The following is a 14,251-nucleotide window of genomic DNA, read 5'->3' on the forward strand; positions in this document are numbered from 1 at the left end:
CAGATAGACCTACGCGCCGCCAGCCCCTGGGCGGTAACGGAAGGATTGAAAAGAATGGCCGAACGGTCTTTTGCCAAGGAAGTCGAAAAACTCAGGCTCGGTGCCGGTGAGGAATTTGCCGGCGAAGGCATCCTCGCCATCACCAAGGCGCTGCTGCAATGCGGCGTCGGCTATGTCGGCGGCTACCAGGGCGCGCCGATCAGCCACCTGATGGACGTGCTGGCCGACGCACAGGACATTCTGGGCGAGCTCGGCGTGCATTTCGAGGCCAGCGCCTCGGAAGCCACCGCCACCGCCATGCTGGCCGCCTCGGTGCATTACCCGATCCGTGGTGCCGCGACGTTCAAGTCGACCGTCGGCACCAATGTCGCCTCCGATGCACTCGCCAATCTCGCCTCCGGCGGCGTCACCGGCGGCGCGCTGATCATCGTCGGCGAGGATTATGGCGAGGGCTCCTCGATCATGCAGGAGCGCAGCCATGCCTTCGCCATGAAGAGCCAGTTCTGGCTGCTCGACCCGCGCCCGAACCTGCCGTCGATCGTCAAAGCGGTAGAGGACGGCTTCGAGCTGTCCGAGATTTCCAACACACCGGTCATGCTGCAGGTCCGAATCCGCTGCTGCCATGTCCATGGTCATTTCATCGCCAAGGACAACAAGCGCCCGCCGATGACAGTCGCCGATGCACTCGACGCCCCACGCCGCGACACCGGCCGCATCGTGCTGCCACCCGCTTCCTTCCTGCATGAGAAGGAAAAGGTGCAGAAGCGCTGGCCGGCGGCGGTCGATTTCATCGCCAAGAACAGGATCAACGAGTTCTTCGGGTCCGATCACGGCTCGGTCGGCATCGTCATGCAGGGCGGCATGTACAATTCGGTCATCCGCGCGCTGCAGCGGCTCGGCCTTGCCGACACTTATGGCGACACCGACGTGCCGCTTTACGTGCTCAACGCCGTCTATCCGCTGATCGATGCCGAGTTCCTGTCGTTCTGCGAGGGCAAGCAGTCGGTGCTGGTCGTCGAGGAAGGCCAGCCCAATTACATCGAACAGGCCTTCGCTTCGATGCTGCACAAGGCCGGGCGCGGCACCAGGCTGGTCGGCAAGGAGCATCTGCCGATGGCCGGAGAATACACCGGCCAGGTCATGCTCGACGGCATCGGCGCCTTCCTGCGCGCCGAGGCGCCGCATCTTTTGCCGGGCGAAGTGCGCGCCCCCAACAAGGTCGGCGACGGTGTCGATACAGCTGACCTGATCAATGTCGTTCCAGGACGACCGCCCGGTTTCTGCATCGGCTGCCCGGAGCGGCCGATCTTTGCCGCGACAAAACTGGTCGAGCAGGAGCTCGGCAAGCACCACATCGCCTCCGACATCGGCTGCCATCTGTTCTCGATCATGCCGCCTTTCGAGCTCGGCGCCACCACCATGGGCTACGGACTGGGGCCAGCTTCCGCCTCGGCGTTCAATTCGCCCGACGCCAAGCGCCGTTCGATTTCCTTCGTCGGCGATGGCGGCTTCTGGCACAACGGCCTGACCTCCTCGATCGGCAATGCGGTGTTCAACAAGAATGACGGTGTCATCGTCATCGTCGACAATTTCTATTCGGCCGCCACCGGCGGCCAGGACATCCTCTCATCCCGTGCCGGCAACAAGACCAAGTCGACGAAGCATCCGATCACCGAGGCGGTGAAGGGCATGGGCGTCAAATGGCTGCGCCATGTCGACCGCACCTATGACGTGACCAAGATGCAGGAAACGCTGCGTGAGGCGCTGACGACGGAGGAGAAGGGGCCGAAGGTGATCGTCGCCTCGTCCGAGTGCATGCTCAACCGGCAGCGCCGCGAAAAGCCGCTGGTCGACAAGGCAATCAAGGGCGGCGAGCGCATCGTCAAGCCGAAGTTCGGCGTCGATGAGGACATCTGCACCGGCGATCATGCCTGCATGCGGCTGTCGGGTTGTCCGTCGCTGTCGGTCAAGTCGCTCGACGATCCGCTGCGCGACGATCCGGTGGCGCATATCGACCAGAGCTGCGTCGGCTGCGGCAATTGCGGCGAGGTCGCCGATGCGGCGGTGCTGTGCCCGTCCTTCTATCGCGCCGACGTCGTGCACAATCCGAGCCGCTGGGACCGCGCCCTCGAAGCAGTGCGCCGCGCCACCATCAGACTGTTGCAGCGCCGCCGCGAAAGCCGGCGCCTGACCTTCGCCGATGCTTGACGCCGTCCCGCCATTTCGCGCCCGGCCCGGCGCCCAGGACGGCGAGCGCGTCATCAAGCTTGCCGTGCTGGCGGTCGGCGGCCAGGGCGGCGGCGTGCTGGCCGACTGGATCACCGATGTCGCGGAGCGCAACGGCTACGTTGCGCAATCGACTTCGGTCGCCGGCGTCGCCCAGCGCACCGGCGCCACGATCTACTATGTCGAGATGGCTCGCGACACCGGCCGGCTGCCGGTCTTCGCGCTGTCGCCCTCGCAAGGCGACGTCGACATCCTGATCGCGGCGGAATTGATGGAAGCCGGCCGCGCCATCATCCGCGGCTTCGTCACGCCCGAGCGTACCACGCTGATCGCCTCGTCGCACCGCATCGCCGCCGTGTCGGAAAAGATCGAGCCGGGCGACGGCCGCGCCTCGTCTTCCAAGGTGCATGCGACGGCGGAAGCCGCATCGAAGCGCTTCATCGCTTTCGACATGGAAAAGATCGCTGCCGACAATGGCTCGATGATCTCGGCCAGCCTGCTTGGCGCGCTAGCGGGGTCCGACGCGCTGCCATTCTCTCGCGAGAGCTACGAACAGGCGATCGGTGCCGGCGGCCGCGGCGTCAAGGCCAGCCTCGCCGCCTTCGGTGCCGCGTTTGATCGCGCGCGTGGCACGGCGGCACCAGCGCCTAAGCAGGCAGAGCCAGTGATCGTCGAATCCGCGCTGGGTACAGGACAGGTGACTGGGCCGCAAAACCTGCTGCAAGGCTGGCAGGCCTTGGCCGCCCGCATCGATCTGTTGCCAGTGGCGGTTCGCGACATGGCGCTCCGGGGCTTGCGAAAGGTCGTCGACTATCAGGACATTGCCTACGGGCGTGAGTATCTTGACCGGCTGGACAAGGCGGTCGCGCTGGATGGGCCGGATCGCGGATATGGCTTGTCCATCGCCGCGGCAAAGCATCTGGCCAACGCGCTATGCTATGACGACATGATCCGAGTCGCCGATCTGAAGACACGCTCGACGCGCGACAGGCGCGTGCGCCGCGAGGTCGGCGTCAAGGACGGCTCGATCCTGCAGGTAACCGAATATTTCCATCCACGCATCGAGGAGTTCTGCGGCACGCTGCCGGCGGGTCTGGGTAGCTACATCGAAAGCCGGCCGAAGCTCGCCGCTTTTCTCGACCGCCGCATCAATCATGGCCGCCGCATCCGCACCGACAGTTTTGCCGGCTTTGCGGCACTCTGGTTCATCGGCGGCCTGCGCCGCTGGCGCCGCAGCCTGCTGCGCCACAAGGTCGAGATTGCCCATCTCGATCGCTGGTACGCGCTGGCTCTCGACCATGTGCCCCGGGATTACGCGCTGGCCGTCGAGATCCTCAATTGCCGCCGGCTGATCAAGGGCTACAGCGATACCCATGTCCGCGCCCAGTCGAAATTCGACCGCGTGCTGTCGGCGCTCGATCTGGTCAAGGGACGCGCGGATGCCGCCGACTGGATCCGCCGCCTGCGCGAAATGGCGCTGAAGGACGAGAAGGGCGACATGCTCGACGGCGCGCTGAAGACGGTGGCGACGCTGGGGCCGGATCCAATCAGCCGAAATATCTAGCGGGCGTCCGCTGATTGCAGCGAGGGCGCGAGCCCATGCAGCGGCGCCGCTAGTCCGACTGTTCGGCCGCAACCAGTTGTTCAGGCTTGAACCCGGCATGTTGCGGGGTCCATACTTCGCCCTCGCGATTGAACCAGTGGCACATATACATGCCCGAGGCAGCGCCATCGCTCACCGTCATCCTGGGGCCCCCGGATTTCAGCCTGACGACGTCTCCGGTCTTGAAAGTATTGGGCATTTTGACCTCCCATGCTGAGCCCGCGAGTTTCACACCAAACCAGGGTCTCGACAATGGCAGATGTGCTTCGCTGGCGTCGCAATCCTTTGCACCAGCAGCGCGACGACGGCCAGGACGTCGGGAGCACGATCGGGTGCGAAGGCGATGCATCGTGGGTAGGTTTCGGTGAGGTCGACAGGGTCGTGGCGGAGCGGCTACGCCGGAGACGGCAAATCTCTGAAGCCTCGGTTCGATCCCGAGGCGGAGGCCTCCACCCCACACCAAGATGCTGTCGGACCAACAGGGACACCGATCCTGCCCGGCAAAAGCATTCAGCCGAGACAAAGAAGCGAGAGGCCGGCCGCAAGAGGCTTCGCCCAGTGAGCGCGCCATTGACCGTTCGTTTGGGAGAAGTGGTGCCGCTTAGGTGACTCGAACACCTGACCCCATCATTACGAATGATGTGCTCTACCAACTGAGCTAAAGCGGCCCGGGAGGCCAGGGCCTCCAAGATGCGGGGGTGATAGACGCAACCGGCCGTGAATTCAAGATGTGACTTGGCGATTCATGCGAGCGTCTCGTGCCGCCGTCGAAAGCCGGCCGCCGCGTCGTTCGCAAATCGGTCGCGAGATCGCGTTGCGCACGCCTCCGGCGCGTGAAATCGATGAAACATGCTGATTTCGTTGCCGGAACAGTGCCGCAATGGACTTTGCACACCTCTCCAAGGCAGAATGCGCCGCTCGCCCGTTGATTGATTGGCCGCCTGCGGCTAACGATCACGGCAAGGTTGGCGAACGGACAGAGGGACCCGCTTGGACGCGATCGAAAAAGCGATCCGGAACGCCTTGGAGAAAGGCAACGCCGAGGACCGCGCATTCCGCGAAAGGGTCTATCGCGCGGCTTTTTCCGCGCTCGACCGCGCGCTGAAGGCCAATCCGGACGTGACCGTGGAACTCGCCATCAAGCGCCGCAAGGCGATCCAGGCGAAAATCACTGAAATCGAATCCGAGTTCCTGCCGGCGGTGCCGGATGTCGGCCCGCGGGGCGATGCACCGGCGATCGAGCTTGGTGCGGACTCGGCGCCTGCGGTCGAGACCGGCCAGCAGGCACCGTCACCCGCTGCCGTCAATGAGCCAGTGCAATCCGCTGCCGACACGCCGCGCTCTGCCTCGGATGCGCCGCGCTCGCGCGTGCTGCCCGTCGTTCCCGACATCATGCCGGACGCTGCCCTTCCCGACGCCCCATCCATCGACATGTCGGCTCCGGCCCCGGCCGGTGCCGCGGCGGAAGTGGCGCCCGATCGCGATGAACGGCGCATAAGGGGGCGTCGCCTGCCGCTGACCGCCATCTTCCTGACCGTGACGCTGCTTGCCGCGGTTGGCATCGGCCTGTTCTTCGCCGTACAGACCGGCGTCTTCAAGACACAGGCGCAACTCGACACCGCCCCGCCGCAAGCGCCGCCGACCGTCGACGACGACGATTTCACACCGGCCGAAGGCGGCCCGGCAAAGCCCGGTGCCGCGGACCAGGCGCACGACTGGATCAACGTGTTTTCGCCGACCGACGCGTCGCATGTCAGCGCCCCGTCGGACGCCAAGGCCGAGGTGATGAAGGACGATACCGGATCGTTCCTGCGCATCCGCTCCGGCGCGTCCGGCTCGGCGATCAGCTTCGACGTCGGGCAAGGCGTGCTGGAGAAGCTAGCCGGCAAACATGCCGTGTTCGACATCATCGCCCGCTCCGAGGAGGGCAAGGAGACGCAGATCTCCGTCGATTGCAATTTCGGCGAACTCGGCGATTGCGGCCGCAAACGCTACGCGGTCGGCCAGCAGCAGAACGAATATCTGTTCGACGTGAAGTTTCCCGACAAGCGTCCCGGCTCTGCGGGCACGATCGCCGTCAATTCCGACTTCGACAAGCAGGGCAAGGCCGCCGACATCTACGAGATCCGGGTTTCGGTCGAGCCGTAAAGCATCAGGCGCTGAAAGAGCGAGCTAACGATCGAGCAGCGCCTGCAGCGTCTCGATGCGATCGGCCTCGTTGGCCGGCTTGTCCCAGCGCAGCCGTGAAATACGGGGAAAGCGCATGGCGACGCCGGATTTGTGCCGGGTCGAGCGGTTGAGCCCCTCGAAGGCGACTTCCAGCACCAGGCCGTTGTCGCGGTCGGCCCGCACCGAGCGCACCGGGCCGAAACGCTCGACCGTGTTGTCGCGGACATATTTATCGATCTGCCTCAGTTCCTCGTCGGTGAAGCCGAAATAGGCCTTGCCGACCGGCACCAGCTCTTCTTCGCCTTCGGGACCCGACCAGACGCCGAACGTATAGTCTGAATAAAAGCTGGAGCGCTTGCCATGGCCGCGTTGGGCATACATCAGCACCGCGTCCACCGTGTGCGGATCGCGCTTCCACTTGAACCACGGACCTTTCGGCCGGCCAGCGACATAGGGTGAGTCCCAGCGCTTCAGCATGACACCTTCGATGATTGGATGCAGCGGTACCCGCCGCAGTTCTTCCAGCGCATGCCAGTCTGAGAATTCGACGAACGGCGACAGATCGAACCGGCTTGGGTCGAGCGTCCTCACGAAGGTTTCGAGGCGGCCGCGGCGCTCGCGAAACGGCAGCGCGCGCAAATCCTCGTCGCCGATCTGCAGCACATCGTAGCAACGCATGAAGGCCGGATACTGCTGCTGCATCTTCGGCGTCACCGTCTTGCGGTTCAGCCGCTGCTGCAGATCCGAGAAGGTTCCCGTCGCCTCTCGGGGATCGCCGACCAGTAGCTCGCCATCCAGCGTTGCCGAAAAATGCATGGCTTCGGCGAGATCGGGAAAGGCGCCCGAAACATCGTCGCCGGTGCGCGAATAGAGCCGGCGGATGCCGCCTTCGGCCACCGCCTGGACACGGATGCCATCCCATTTCCACTCGGCCGCATAATTCACCGGATCGAGCTTTTCGAGATCGCCGTCACCGACCGGGTTCGACAGCATTACCGGGCGAAACGATGCCATCGCCGTATTCCGCGGCTTGTCGGCCTTGCCCTCCAGCCACGCGAACAGCGCCGCGTAGGGCGGCGACAGCCCGTGCCAAAGCTCTTCGATCTCGGTGACATCGACCTTGCCGAAATCCGCCAGCGCCTGTTTGGCCAGCCGCGCCGACACACCGATGCGCAGGCCGCCGGTGACCAGCTTGATGATGGCAAAGCGGGCCGAGATGCCGGCGCTGTCGAGCAGCCCTGCCAGCACCTTCGGCCCGTCGGAACGGCTTGCCGCCTGTAGCTTCGCGACGACCTCGCCCAGCGTCGGCTCGCGATTCGCGATGTTTCCGGGCGTTTGCGGCCAGACCAGCGAGACTGTCTCGGCCAAATCGCCGACATAGTCGTAGGAATAGCCGAACAGCACCGGATCCATGCGCTCGGTGACCAGCGTGCGCAGCATCGCCGGCTTGACCGCGGCGATGTTGAGATCGCCGGTGATGGCGGCCAGCGCCAGCCCGCGATCGGGATCCTCCACGGTGCGGAAATAGTCGGTCAGCAATGTCAGCTTGCCGTTGCGCGACGGCGTCAGCACCAGGCGATCAAGAAGTTCGGCGAAGCGGTTCATGCCATCAATCGCCCTCGTCCTCGTACCCCACCAGGTGCAGTGGCCGGGCGGCGATGCCTTCGAGTTCGCACCAGCGCACCAGCGCTTCCTCGCGGCCATGCGTCACCCAGATTTCCTCGGCTCCGGTCTGCTTGATGGTGGTGGTCAGTTCATCCCAGTCGGCATGGTCGGAGATGATCAGCGGCAGTTCGACACCGCCCTGCTTGGCGCGCTGGCGGATGCGCATCCAGCCCGAAGCGAAGCACGAGATCGGATCGGGAAAGCGCCGTGCCCAACGGTCGGCGAAGGCCGATGGCGGGCCGACGACGATGGCACCGGCGAAATCATCCCTGCCGCCACTTTCGACGGTTGCCGGCTCCAGGTGCCCGAGGTCGATGCCCTGGCTCTGGTAGTATTCGCTGAGTTTGGCCAGTGCGCCATGGATGTAGAGCGGCTTGTCGTAGCCGGCGTCACGCAACAGCCGCATCACCCGCTGCGCCTTGCCAAGCGCATAGGCGCCGACCAGATGCGAGCGTTCTGGGAACTGTGCCGCCGATTTCAGCAGGCGAGCGATCTCCTCGGTGTCGGGTGGATGACGGAACACCGGCAGGCCGAAGGTCGCTTCGGTGATGAACACATCGCACTGGATAGGCTCGAATGGCGCGCAAGTGGCGTCCCTCTGCCGCTTGTAGTCACCGGAGGCGACGATGCGCATGCCCTGATGCTCGACCGATATCTGTGCCGAGCCCAGCACATGGCCGGCTGGGTGGAAGCTGACGCTGACGCCGTTGAGGTCGATCGTCTCGCCGAGCCGGGCTGCTTGCGTCGTTCCCGCGAAATCGTCGCCGTAGCGCAGGCCCATTATGTCGAGTGTCTGCCGCGTCGCCAGCACCGAGCGGTGGCCGGAACGCGCATGGTCGGAATGGCCATGCGTGATCAACGCCCGGTTGACCGGCCGCACCGGGTCGATGAAGAAATCGCCTGGCGGGCAATAAAGGCCCTCGGGCCGGGGATGAAGCAGGTCGCTGGCGCGCATGGTCGCAAGATAGGATATAATTCCGCTGCGGAAAGCCTGTTGTAAGTGACTGCTGACTCCCACATACAGCACCGCCGGCTCGATCCGCCGGCAGGACCCATCGCCATGAAACCGCTCCAGGCCTCGTCCGGCGACTTGAACGCCGATCGCCGTGCCGACTATGCCGAGATGCTCCATGCGGATGGCGATCACGCGGCAGCGGCGGAATTGCTGCTCGGTGCGCTGGAAATGACACCGCAATGGGCGATGGGCTGGTTTCGCCTCGGCGAGATCCAGCAGGCGGCGGGCGCGCCGGATCTGGCGGCACGGGCCTGGACGATGTCGCTGCAACTCGATCCATCGGACCGTCAAGGCGCCGCGCTGAACCTGCAACTGATCGGCAAGGCGCCGGCGGTCGACGCGCTCCCCAGCGCCTTCGTCGAGACCTTGTTCGACCACTATGCCGAGAGCTTCGATGAATCACTGGTCGACAGACTGGGCTACCGGCTGCCTGAGTTGCTCGATCAGGCCATTCGAACGGCAAGGCCAGGCCGCTTCCCGCTGGCGCTCGATCTCGGCTGCGGCACCGGCCTGATGGGGCAGAGGCTGCGGCCGATCGTCGATCGGCTGGAGGGCTATGACATTTCGGCCAGGATGCTGGGAAAGGCCCGTGCGAAGGGCGTCTACGATTTCCTTGCCAAGGCCGATCTGCGGGATTTTGTCCATGCCGGCCCGAAAGCCGAGCTGGTGGCGGTGGCCGATGTCTTCATCTATGTCGGTGCGCTCGACGGCGTTGTGAAGACGATTGCCGGCTTGCTGGCCAGCGGTGGCCTGTTCGCGTTTTCCGTCGAGAGATTGGCCGGCGATGGCGATTTTGTCTTGCAGCCATCGCGCCGCTACGCGCATGCGGAACACTATGTGCGTGACGTCCTGGCTGCCAACGGATTTTCGGTCCTGTCCCTGGAAACGACCGTGATCAGGCAAGACCGGCGGGAACCCGTCAACGGGCTGGTCGTCGTGGCGGGCAAGCTGCCGGCGGCTTGACCCTGCTGTCTCGCCGTCCTCACAAATATCCGTGCTGCGAAAAAGTCCGATTTGCATGAGCGACTGATATTTGCGATCTGGTCGGATCAGGGCGGTATATCAGGAGGAGCATAGTCGATGCGCTGGAACATGATTGTCTTGGCATCTTGCGTGCTGACCGCCGGCTGCGTTGGCGGCAATTCGATGTCGGAACGGCAGGACGCCAACATCCAGTCCTCCCTGCGGTATGACAGCGTTCCGTGCGACCAGCTGCTGGCGCAGCGCAACGGGCTGGCGCAGCAATACAGACTTCCGACGACGGCCAAGCCGACATTCTCCAATCCGGCGATGGGCTTCGGCCCGTTCACGCCGGACATGCGCTCCAAGGCCAAGCGCGACACCGACCAGGCGAGTGGCGAAATCGATGCCATGAACCGGTCGATCGATCGCCGCGAATGCGGCCAGCCGGACAAGCAGAAGAAGCTCGCCCTGCCTGGTTAAGGATCCGAGACCGCCATGGGTCGAAAATCGCAGGCAACGAACCACCTTGTAGGGCACGATCGGATGCATCTCTCGGAGCTCGGGGACCGCATATGTATCTTGGGGCCGTCCAACAGTGGCAAGTCGACCCTCGCCGACGCGATTGCCCGCAAGCGTGATCTGGCGACTGTTCACCTCGATCAGCTCTTCCATCTCCCGAACACGGATTGGGAAGCGCGCCCAAGGGACGAATTCATTGCCTTGCATGACGCCGCTGTCGCCGGCGAGCGTTGGGTGATGGATGGAAGTTATTCGGTTTGCATGCCCCAACGTTTTCGGCGGGCGACGGGATTGATCCTGTTGGACATTTCCACGCCTACAAGTCTGTTGCGCTATTTTCGCCGGACGTTGCTGGAGCGGGAGAGGCGCGGTGCCTTGGCGGGCGGGCACGACAGCATCAAATGGGATATGATCCACCATATCACCGTGGCCACACCGAAAAATCGCCACCGGTACCTGGCAATGTTCGAGCAGCTCGATCTGCCAAAGGTGCAATTATCGTCACTGCGGGCAATCAAGAAATGCTTCCGGGAGTGGGACCTCGCCCGATGAGGCCTTATCCTGGCTAGTACCCCGCCTTACGGTCCACCAGATTGTCGAGCTTTTCGCCGCGCTCGAAGGCATCCATCTGGCGCAGCATGATCGGCGCCAGATGGACGGGGTCGGAGGTCGCCGCCGCGTGCGGCGTGACGAACACTTTTGGATGCCGCCACAGCGGACTGGTCTTCGGCAGCGGCTCGACCTCGAACACGTCGAGGCTCGCCTCCTTCAGCGTGCCGTCATCCAGCGCCCGCAAAATGTCGGCGTCCTTCTGCAGGCGGCCGCGTCCGGCATTGATCAGCACCGAGCCGCCGAGGCCGTTGCGCTTCCGCAATTCCTTCAGCACGCCATAGTTGATGATGCCCTTGGTGTCCGGCGTCAGCGGCAAAAGCACCACCAGGATGTCGGTCGCCTTGAGGAAAGGGATAAGTCCGGCCTCGCCGGAATAGGTCGCCACGCCTTCCATGGCCTTGTCGCTGCGCGACCAGCCATTGACGGCAAAGCCGAGCGATAGCAGCACCGAGGCCGCCGCGCGGCCGAGGCTGCCGAGGCCCATGATGCCGACGGAAATGTCGCTGGCCGGCCTTTGCTGCGGCTCGTGCCAGACCTTCTTCGACTGCTGCGAGCGGTAAAGCAGACCTTGGCGATGATGGTCGAGCACCCGCCAGACGACATATTCGGTCATGTACTGGGTGAGGTTGTCGGCGACGACCTTGACGATCGGCACGTCGGGCAGGCCGGGGTCGGCGAAGATATGGTCGACGCCGGCGCCGATCGAGAAGATGGCGCGCAGATTGGGCAGCGACGCCAGGATGTTCGGCTTCTGCTTCCACACCACGGCATAGGTGATCGACGGGTCGCTGGCGCCGTCCGGCTCCAGCACCACCTCGCGTTCGGCCGACAAAAGGTCGCGCCAGCGCTGCGGGTGAAAGCCGGTGACGGCAAGCAGGATGCGGCCTTTTTCCATAGCTGTACTTCTAGTCCCTCTTTACGCCACCGGTTCATAGTTTCATGGAAACGCTGAGCCGCTCTCTCTATTTGTTTGGCGCAATTCCGGACGGAAAACCGTTTCATACTTTTCCCGGAATTGCTCTAGTCACTCGCTGACGATGCCGATCGGTGCCGTCTCGATCTTGAAGGCGGCCGAGATCAGCGCCCGAGTATAGTCGGTTTGCGGATTTTCAAAAATCTGCTGGGAAGGACCGGCTTCGACGATCCTGCCATTGCGCATGACGATGACGTCGTTGGCGAGCGCGCGGATGACCTTGAGGTCGTGGCTGATGAAGAGATAGGCCAGGTCGTGCTTGGCCTGCAGGCCGCGCAACAGGTCGACGACCTGCGCCTGCACGCTCATGTCGAGTGCCGATGTCGGTTCGTCCAGCATGACGAAGCGCGGGTTGAGCACCATGGCGCGCGCGATGGCGACGCGCTGGCGCTGGCCGCCGGAAAACTCGTGCGGGTAGCGGTTGCGCGTCGCCGGATCGAGGCCGACCTCCTTCAGCACGGCGGCCACCTTGTCGTCGCGCTGGTCTGGCGACAGTTTCGGCTCGTGGATCTTCAGGCCTTCCTCGATGATCTCGGCGATCGACATGCGCGGGCTGAGCGAGCCGAACGGATCCTGGAAGACGATCTGCAATTCGCGCCTGAGCGGCCGCATGGCGTTGAAGGTCAGCTGGTTGATGTCGCGGCCGTTGAACTGGATGGTCCCGGTGGACGAGATCATGCGTGCCAGCGCAAGGCCGAGCGTCGTCTTGCCGGACCCGGATTCGCCGACCACGCCGAGCGTCTGGCCGGCCCGCACGGTGACATCGATGCCGTCGACCGCCTTCACATTGTCGACGGTGCGGCGGAAGAAGCCCTGCTTGATCGGGAACCAGACCTTTATGTCCTTGCCGGTCATGACAGGTTTGGCCGCGGCATTGGCGGCCGGCGGCTTGCCCTTCGGCTCGGCCGCCAGCAGATGCCTTGTATAGGCATGTTGGGGATTAGCGAAAATCTCCTTGGTCGGCCCGGTCTCGACGATCTTGCCCTTGGTCATCACGCAGACCCGGTCGGCAATCTTGCGCACGATGCCGAGGTCGTGGGTGATGAACAGCATCGACATGCCCTTGCGGCTCTTCAAGCCGGCCAGCAGCTCGAGGATCTGCGCCTGCACGGTGACGTCGAGCGCCGTCGTCGGCTCGTCGGCGATCAATAGTTCCGGCTCGTTGGCCAGCGCCATTGCGATCATCACGCGCTGACGCTGGCCGCCGGACAACTGGTGCGGATAGGCATCGAGCCGTTTTTGCGGATCGCGGATGCCGACCTCGTTGAGCAAGGCCAGCGTGCGCTCCTTGGCCGGGCGGTCGGCCATGCCCTGGTGCAGCTTCAGGATCTCGACGATCTGCTGCTCGATCGTGTGCAGCGGATTGAGCGAGGTCATCGGCTCCTGGAAGATCATGGTGATCTTGTTGCCGCGCACCTGCCGCAACTGCTTCTCGCTCATCGCAAGCAGGTCGGCGCCCTGGAACAGGATCTTTCCCGACGGGTGGCTGGCGCTGGGGTAGGGCAACAGCTTCAGCACCGAAAGCGCCGACACCGATTTGCCGGAGCCGGATTCGCCGACCAGCGCCACCGTCTCGCCCTTGGCGATGTCGAACGAGATATGGTCGACCGCCATCGACTGCTGTCCGCCTTGCGCAAAGGTGACGCTGAGGTCGCGAACGGAGAGCAAGGAAGCAGTCATGTATCAATTTCCGCTATAACTTTATCAAGGGCAGAAATCTCCGGTCGTATGATCGAAATTTGCGCTGTCAATTGGGGAGGGACAAGCCGATTTGGTGCGATAGAATAGGCTTCCTTCAAACTGGTATCGGCAGTCAGAAATTGCGTGCATCCGAAATGCATCGCCGTCGAAAGGTGAATAGCATCCGGCAGCCTGAGAGAAATGAATTGCGAGCGAAGCTGTGCTGCGTGCCAGAGAACCTCGCGAGTTACCGTCCCAATCGAGACAAAAGCGTTGCCAATCGAAACATTGTCATAGAGCTCGACAAGCGGCTCATTGCTCTTTTTCAGAGGGTCAACCATCAACTCTGCCAGCACGAGTTCGCTTGTCGCGAGGAAAGGCTGCTTTCTGCCCTCGTTCATTGAAATGAGCTGAAGCAGCTTTTTTGCCAGAGCATCGTTATTTTCGAAAGCGTAGATGAAAATGTTCGTATCGACGTAAAGCCGGAAGGCGGCCATCAATCCTCCCACTCATCGCGGAGGGCACGAACACGCGCAACAGCCTCGTCGAGACTTGTTCCCGCCGCGTTGGCCTGCGCATTCCGCATAAGTTCAAGCAATTGTTTGTGGCCGAGGGGCTGTTTGGCTTCCTCTTCTACCGTCACCTTAACCGAGGCGCTCAAAGCTATACCCTCCCGCAGTTCATCCGGGAGTTTGGATGCAGGGTAATGCTCAAGGATGACCTTATTCACACCTCTGTCCTTCCGTTGGTTCGATATGAGGATCTGCCGCTTCTGATCCGTCATTGACCATCGCCATCAGTCATCTCGACAATTAATGCATATGCT

Annotated in this window: 13 protein-coding genes and 1 tRNA gene; 6 read left to right on the forward strand and 8 right to left on the reverse strand. The window is 63.3% G+C overall.

Annotated elements, in window-relative coordinates; genetic code table 11:
* The first annotated feature begins 54 nt into the window (after positions 1-54).
* Together NKH03_RS05635 and NKH03_RS05640 are read left to right on the forward strand one after the other, a co-directional pair.
* On the forward strand, positions 55-2,208 hold the full coding sequence (locus tag NKH03_RS05635; RefSeq protein ID WP_352967543.1) for a thiamine pyrophosphate-dependent enzyme: 2,154 nt from the start codon (positions 55-57) through the stop codon (positions 2,206-2,208).
* Positions 2,201-3,790, forward strand: a complete 1,590-nt coding sequence (locus NKH03_RS05640; RefSeq protein WP_352967546.1) for an indolepyruvate oxidoreductase subunit beta family protein — start codon at positions 2,201-2,203, stop codon at positions 3,788-3,790. The genes NKH03_RS05635 and NKH03_RS05640 overlap by 8 nt, the downstream gene beginning before the upstream one ends.
* A 49-nt stretch (positions 3,791-3,839) precedes the next feature.
* Here NKH03_RS05640 and NKH03_RS05645 read toward each other — a convergent pair whose 3' ends face one another.
* Positions 3,840-4,028 (reverse strand): YodC family protein, encoded by a 189-nt coding sequence (locus NKH03_RS05645; RefSeq protein WP_352872076.1) that lies wholly within the window; start codon positions 4,026-4,028, stop codon positions 3,840-3,842.
* 393 nt (positions 4,029-4,421) lie between these two features.
* Positions 4,422-4,497: transfer RNA gene (locus NKH03_RS05650), tRNA-Thr, on the reverse strand.
* 322 nt (positions 4,498-4,819) lie between these two features.
* Between NKH03_RS05650 and NKH03_RS05655 the strand changes: the two genes are divergently transcribed.
* Entirely contained in the window at positions 4,820-5,977 is a 1,158-nt protein-coding gene (locus NKH03_RS05655) for a hypothetical protein (RefSeq protein WP_352967547.1), read from the forward strand.
* A gap of 24 nt (positions 5,978-6,001) precedes the next feature.
* Here the strand turns inward: NKH03_RS05655 and NKH03_RS05660 are convergent, their stop codons facing one another.
* Positions 6,002-7,603 carry a cisplatin damage response ATP-dependent DNA ligase gene (locus NKH03_RS05660; protein WP_352967549.1) on the reverse strand — a complete coding sequence of 534 codons (1,602 nt, stop codon included), beginning with the start codon at positions 7,601-7,603 and terminating at the stop codon, positions 6,002-6,004.
* A 4-nt stretch (positions 7,604-7,607) separates the two neighbouring features.
* Positions 7,608-8,618 (reverse strand): ligase-associated DNA damage response exonuclease, encoded by a 1,011-nt coding sequence (locus tag NKH03_RS05665; RefSeq protein WP_352967551.1) that lies wholly within the window; start codon positions 8,616-8,618, stop codon positions 7,608-7,610.
* Positions 8,619-8,723: 105 nt separating this feature from the next.
* Here NKH03_RS05665 and NKH03_RS05670 point away from each other — a divergent pair, with 105 nt between their 5' ends.
* The 3 genes from NKH03_RS05670 to NKH03_RS05680 all read left to right on the forward strand — a co-directional run bounded on the left by NKH03_RS05670 (position 8,724) and on the right by NKH03_RS05680 (position 10,712).
* Positions 8,724-9,641, forward strand: coding sequence for a class I SAM-dependent DNA methyltransferase (locus NKH03_RS05670; protein ID WP_352967552.1), 918 nt, complete (start codon positions 8,724-8,726; stop codon positions 9,639-9,641).
* A gap of 117 nt (positions 9,642-9,758) precedes the next feature.
* The gene (locus NKH03_RS05675) at positions 9,759-10,121 is read left to right on the forward strand and encodes a hypothetical protein (RefSeq protein ID WP_352967553.1); all 363 of its coding nucleotides are present in this window, start codon (positions 9,759-9,761) and stop codon (positions 10,119-10,121) included.
* Positions 10,122-10,184: 63 nt separating this feature from the next.
* Positions 10,185-10,712, forward strand: a complete 528-nt coding sequence (locus NKH03_RS05680; protein WP_352967681.1) for a P-loop NTPase family protein — start codon at positions 10,185-10,187, stop codon at positions 10,710-10,712.
* A 13-nt stretch (positions 10,713-10,725) separates the two neighbouring features.
* On the opposite strand, the gene NKH03_RS05685 is transcribed toward NKH03_RS05680, so the two are convergent.
* The 4 genes from NKH03_RS05685 to NKH03_RS05700 all read right to left on the reverse strand — a co-directional run bounded on the left by NKH03_RS05685 (position 10,726) and on the right by NKH03_RS05700 (position 14,209).
* On the reverse strand, positions 10,726-11,667 hold the full coding sequence (locus NKH03_RS05685) for a 2-hydroxyacid dehydrogenase (RefSeq protein WP_352967554.1): 942 nt from the start codon (positions 11,665-11,667) through the stop codon (positions 10,726-10,728).
* 129 nt (positions 11,668-11,796) lie between these two features.
* Positions 11,797-13,425, reverse strand: coding sequence for an ABC transporter ATP-binding protein (locus tag NKH03_RS05690; RefSeq protein ID WP_352967556.1), 1,629 nt, complete (start codon positions 13,423-13,425; stop codon positions 11,797-11,799).
* Positions 13,422-13,922, reverse strand: a complete 501-nt coding sequence (locus tag NKH03_RS05695; protein WP_352875958.1) for a type II toxin-antitoxin system VapC family toxin — start codon at positions 13,920-13,922, stop codon at positions 13,422-13,424. Before NKH03_RS05695 ends, NKH03_RS05690 begins: the two co-directional genes overlap by 4 nt.
* Positions 13,922-14,209, reverse strand: coding sequence for a hypothetical protein (locus NKH03_RS05700; protein ID WP_352875955.1), 288 nt, complete (start codon positions 14,207-14,209; stop codon positions 13,922-13,924). Before NKH03_RS05700 ends, NKH03_RS05695 begins: the two co-directional genes overlap by 1 nt.
* Between the last annotated feature and the right edge of the window lie 42 nt (positions 14,210-14,251).

Origin of the sequence: Mesorhizobium sp. M1406 (assembly GCF_040317555.1) — a bacterium.
Lineage (GTDB): Bacteria > Pseudomonadota > Alphaproteobacteria > Rhizobiales > Rhizobiaceae > Mesorhizobium.

Excerpts from the sequence above, each read along its gene's own strand:
- NKH03_RS05635 (WP_352967543.1), top strand. The coding sequence starts at position 55 with ATGGCCGAACGGTCTTTTGCCAAGGAAGTCGAAAAACTCAGGCTCGGT.
- NKH03_RS05640 (WP_352967546.1), top strand. The coding sequence starts at position 2,201 with ATGCTTGACGCCGTCCCGCCATTTCGCGCCCGGCCCGGCGCCCAGGAC.
- NKH03_RS05645 (WP_352872076.1), bottom strand. The coding sequence starts at position 4,028 with ATGCCCAATACTTTCAAGACCGGAGACGTCGTCAGGCTGAAATCCGGG.
- NKH03_RS05660 (WP_352967549.1), bottom strand. The coding sequence starts at position 7,603 with ATGAACCGCTTCGCCGAACTTCTTGATCGCCTGGTGCTGACGCCGTCG.
- NKH03_RS05665 (WP_352967551.1), bottom strand. The coding sequence starts at position 8,618 with ATGCGCGCCAGCGACCTGCTTCATCCCCGGCCCGAGGGCCTTTATTGC.
- NKH03_RS05670 (WP_352967552.1), top strand. The coding sequence starts at position 8,724 with ATGAAACCGCTCCAGGCCTCGTCCGGCGACTTGAACGCCGATCGCCGT.
- NKH03_RS05675 (WP_352967553.1), top strand. The coding sequence starts at position 9,759 with ATGCGCTGGAACATGATTGTCTTGGCATCTTGCGTGCTGACCGCCGGC.
- NKH03_RS05680 (WP_352967681.1), top strand. The coding sequence starts at position 10,185 with ATGCATCTCTCGGAGCTCGGGGACCGCATATGTATCTTGGGGCCGTCC.
- NKH03_RS05685 (WP_352967554.1), bottom strand. The coding sequence starts at position 11,667 with ATGGAAAAAGGCCGCATCCTGCTTGCCGTCACCGGCTTTCACCCGCAG.
- NKH03_RS05690 (WP_352967556.1), bottom strand. The coding sequence starts at position 13,425 with ATGACTGCTTCCTTGCTCTCCGTTCGCGACCTCAGCGTCACCTTTGCG.
- NKH03_RS05695 (WP_352875958.1), bottom strand. The coding sequence starts at position 13,922 with ATGGCCGCCTTCCGGCTTTACGTCGATACGAACATTTTCATCTACGCT.
- NKH03_RS05700 (WP_352875955.1), bottom strand. The coding sequence starts at position 14,209 with ATGACGGATCAGAAGCGGCAGATCCTCATATCGAACCAACGGAAGGAC.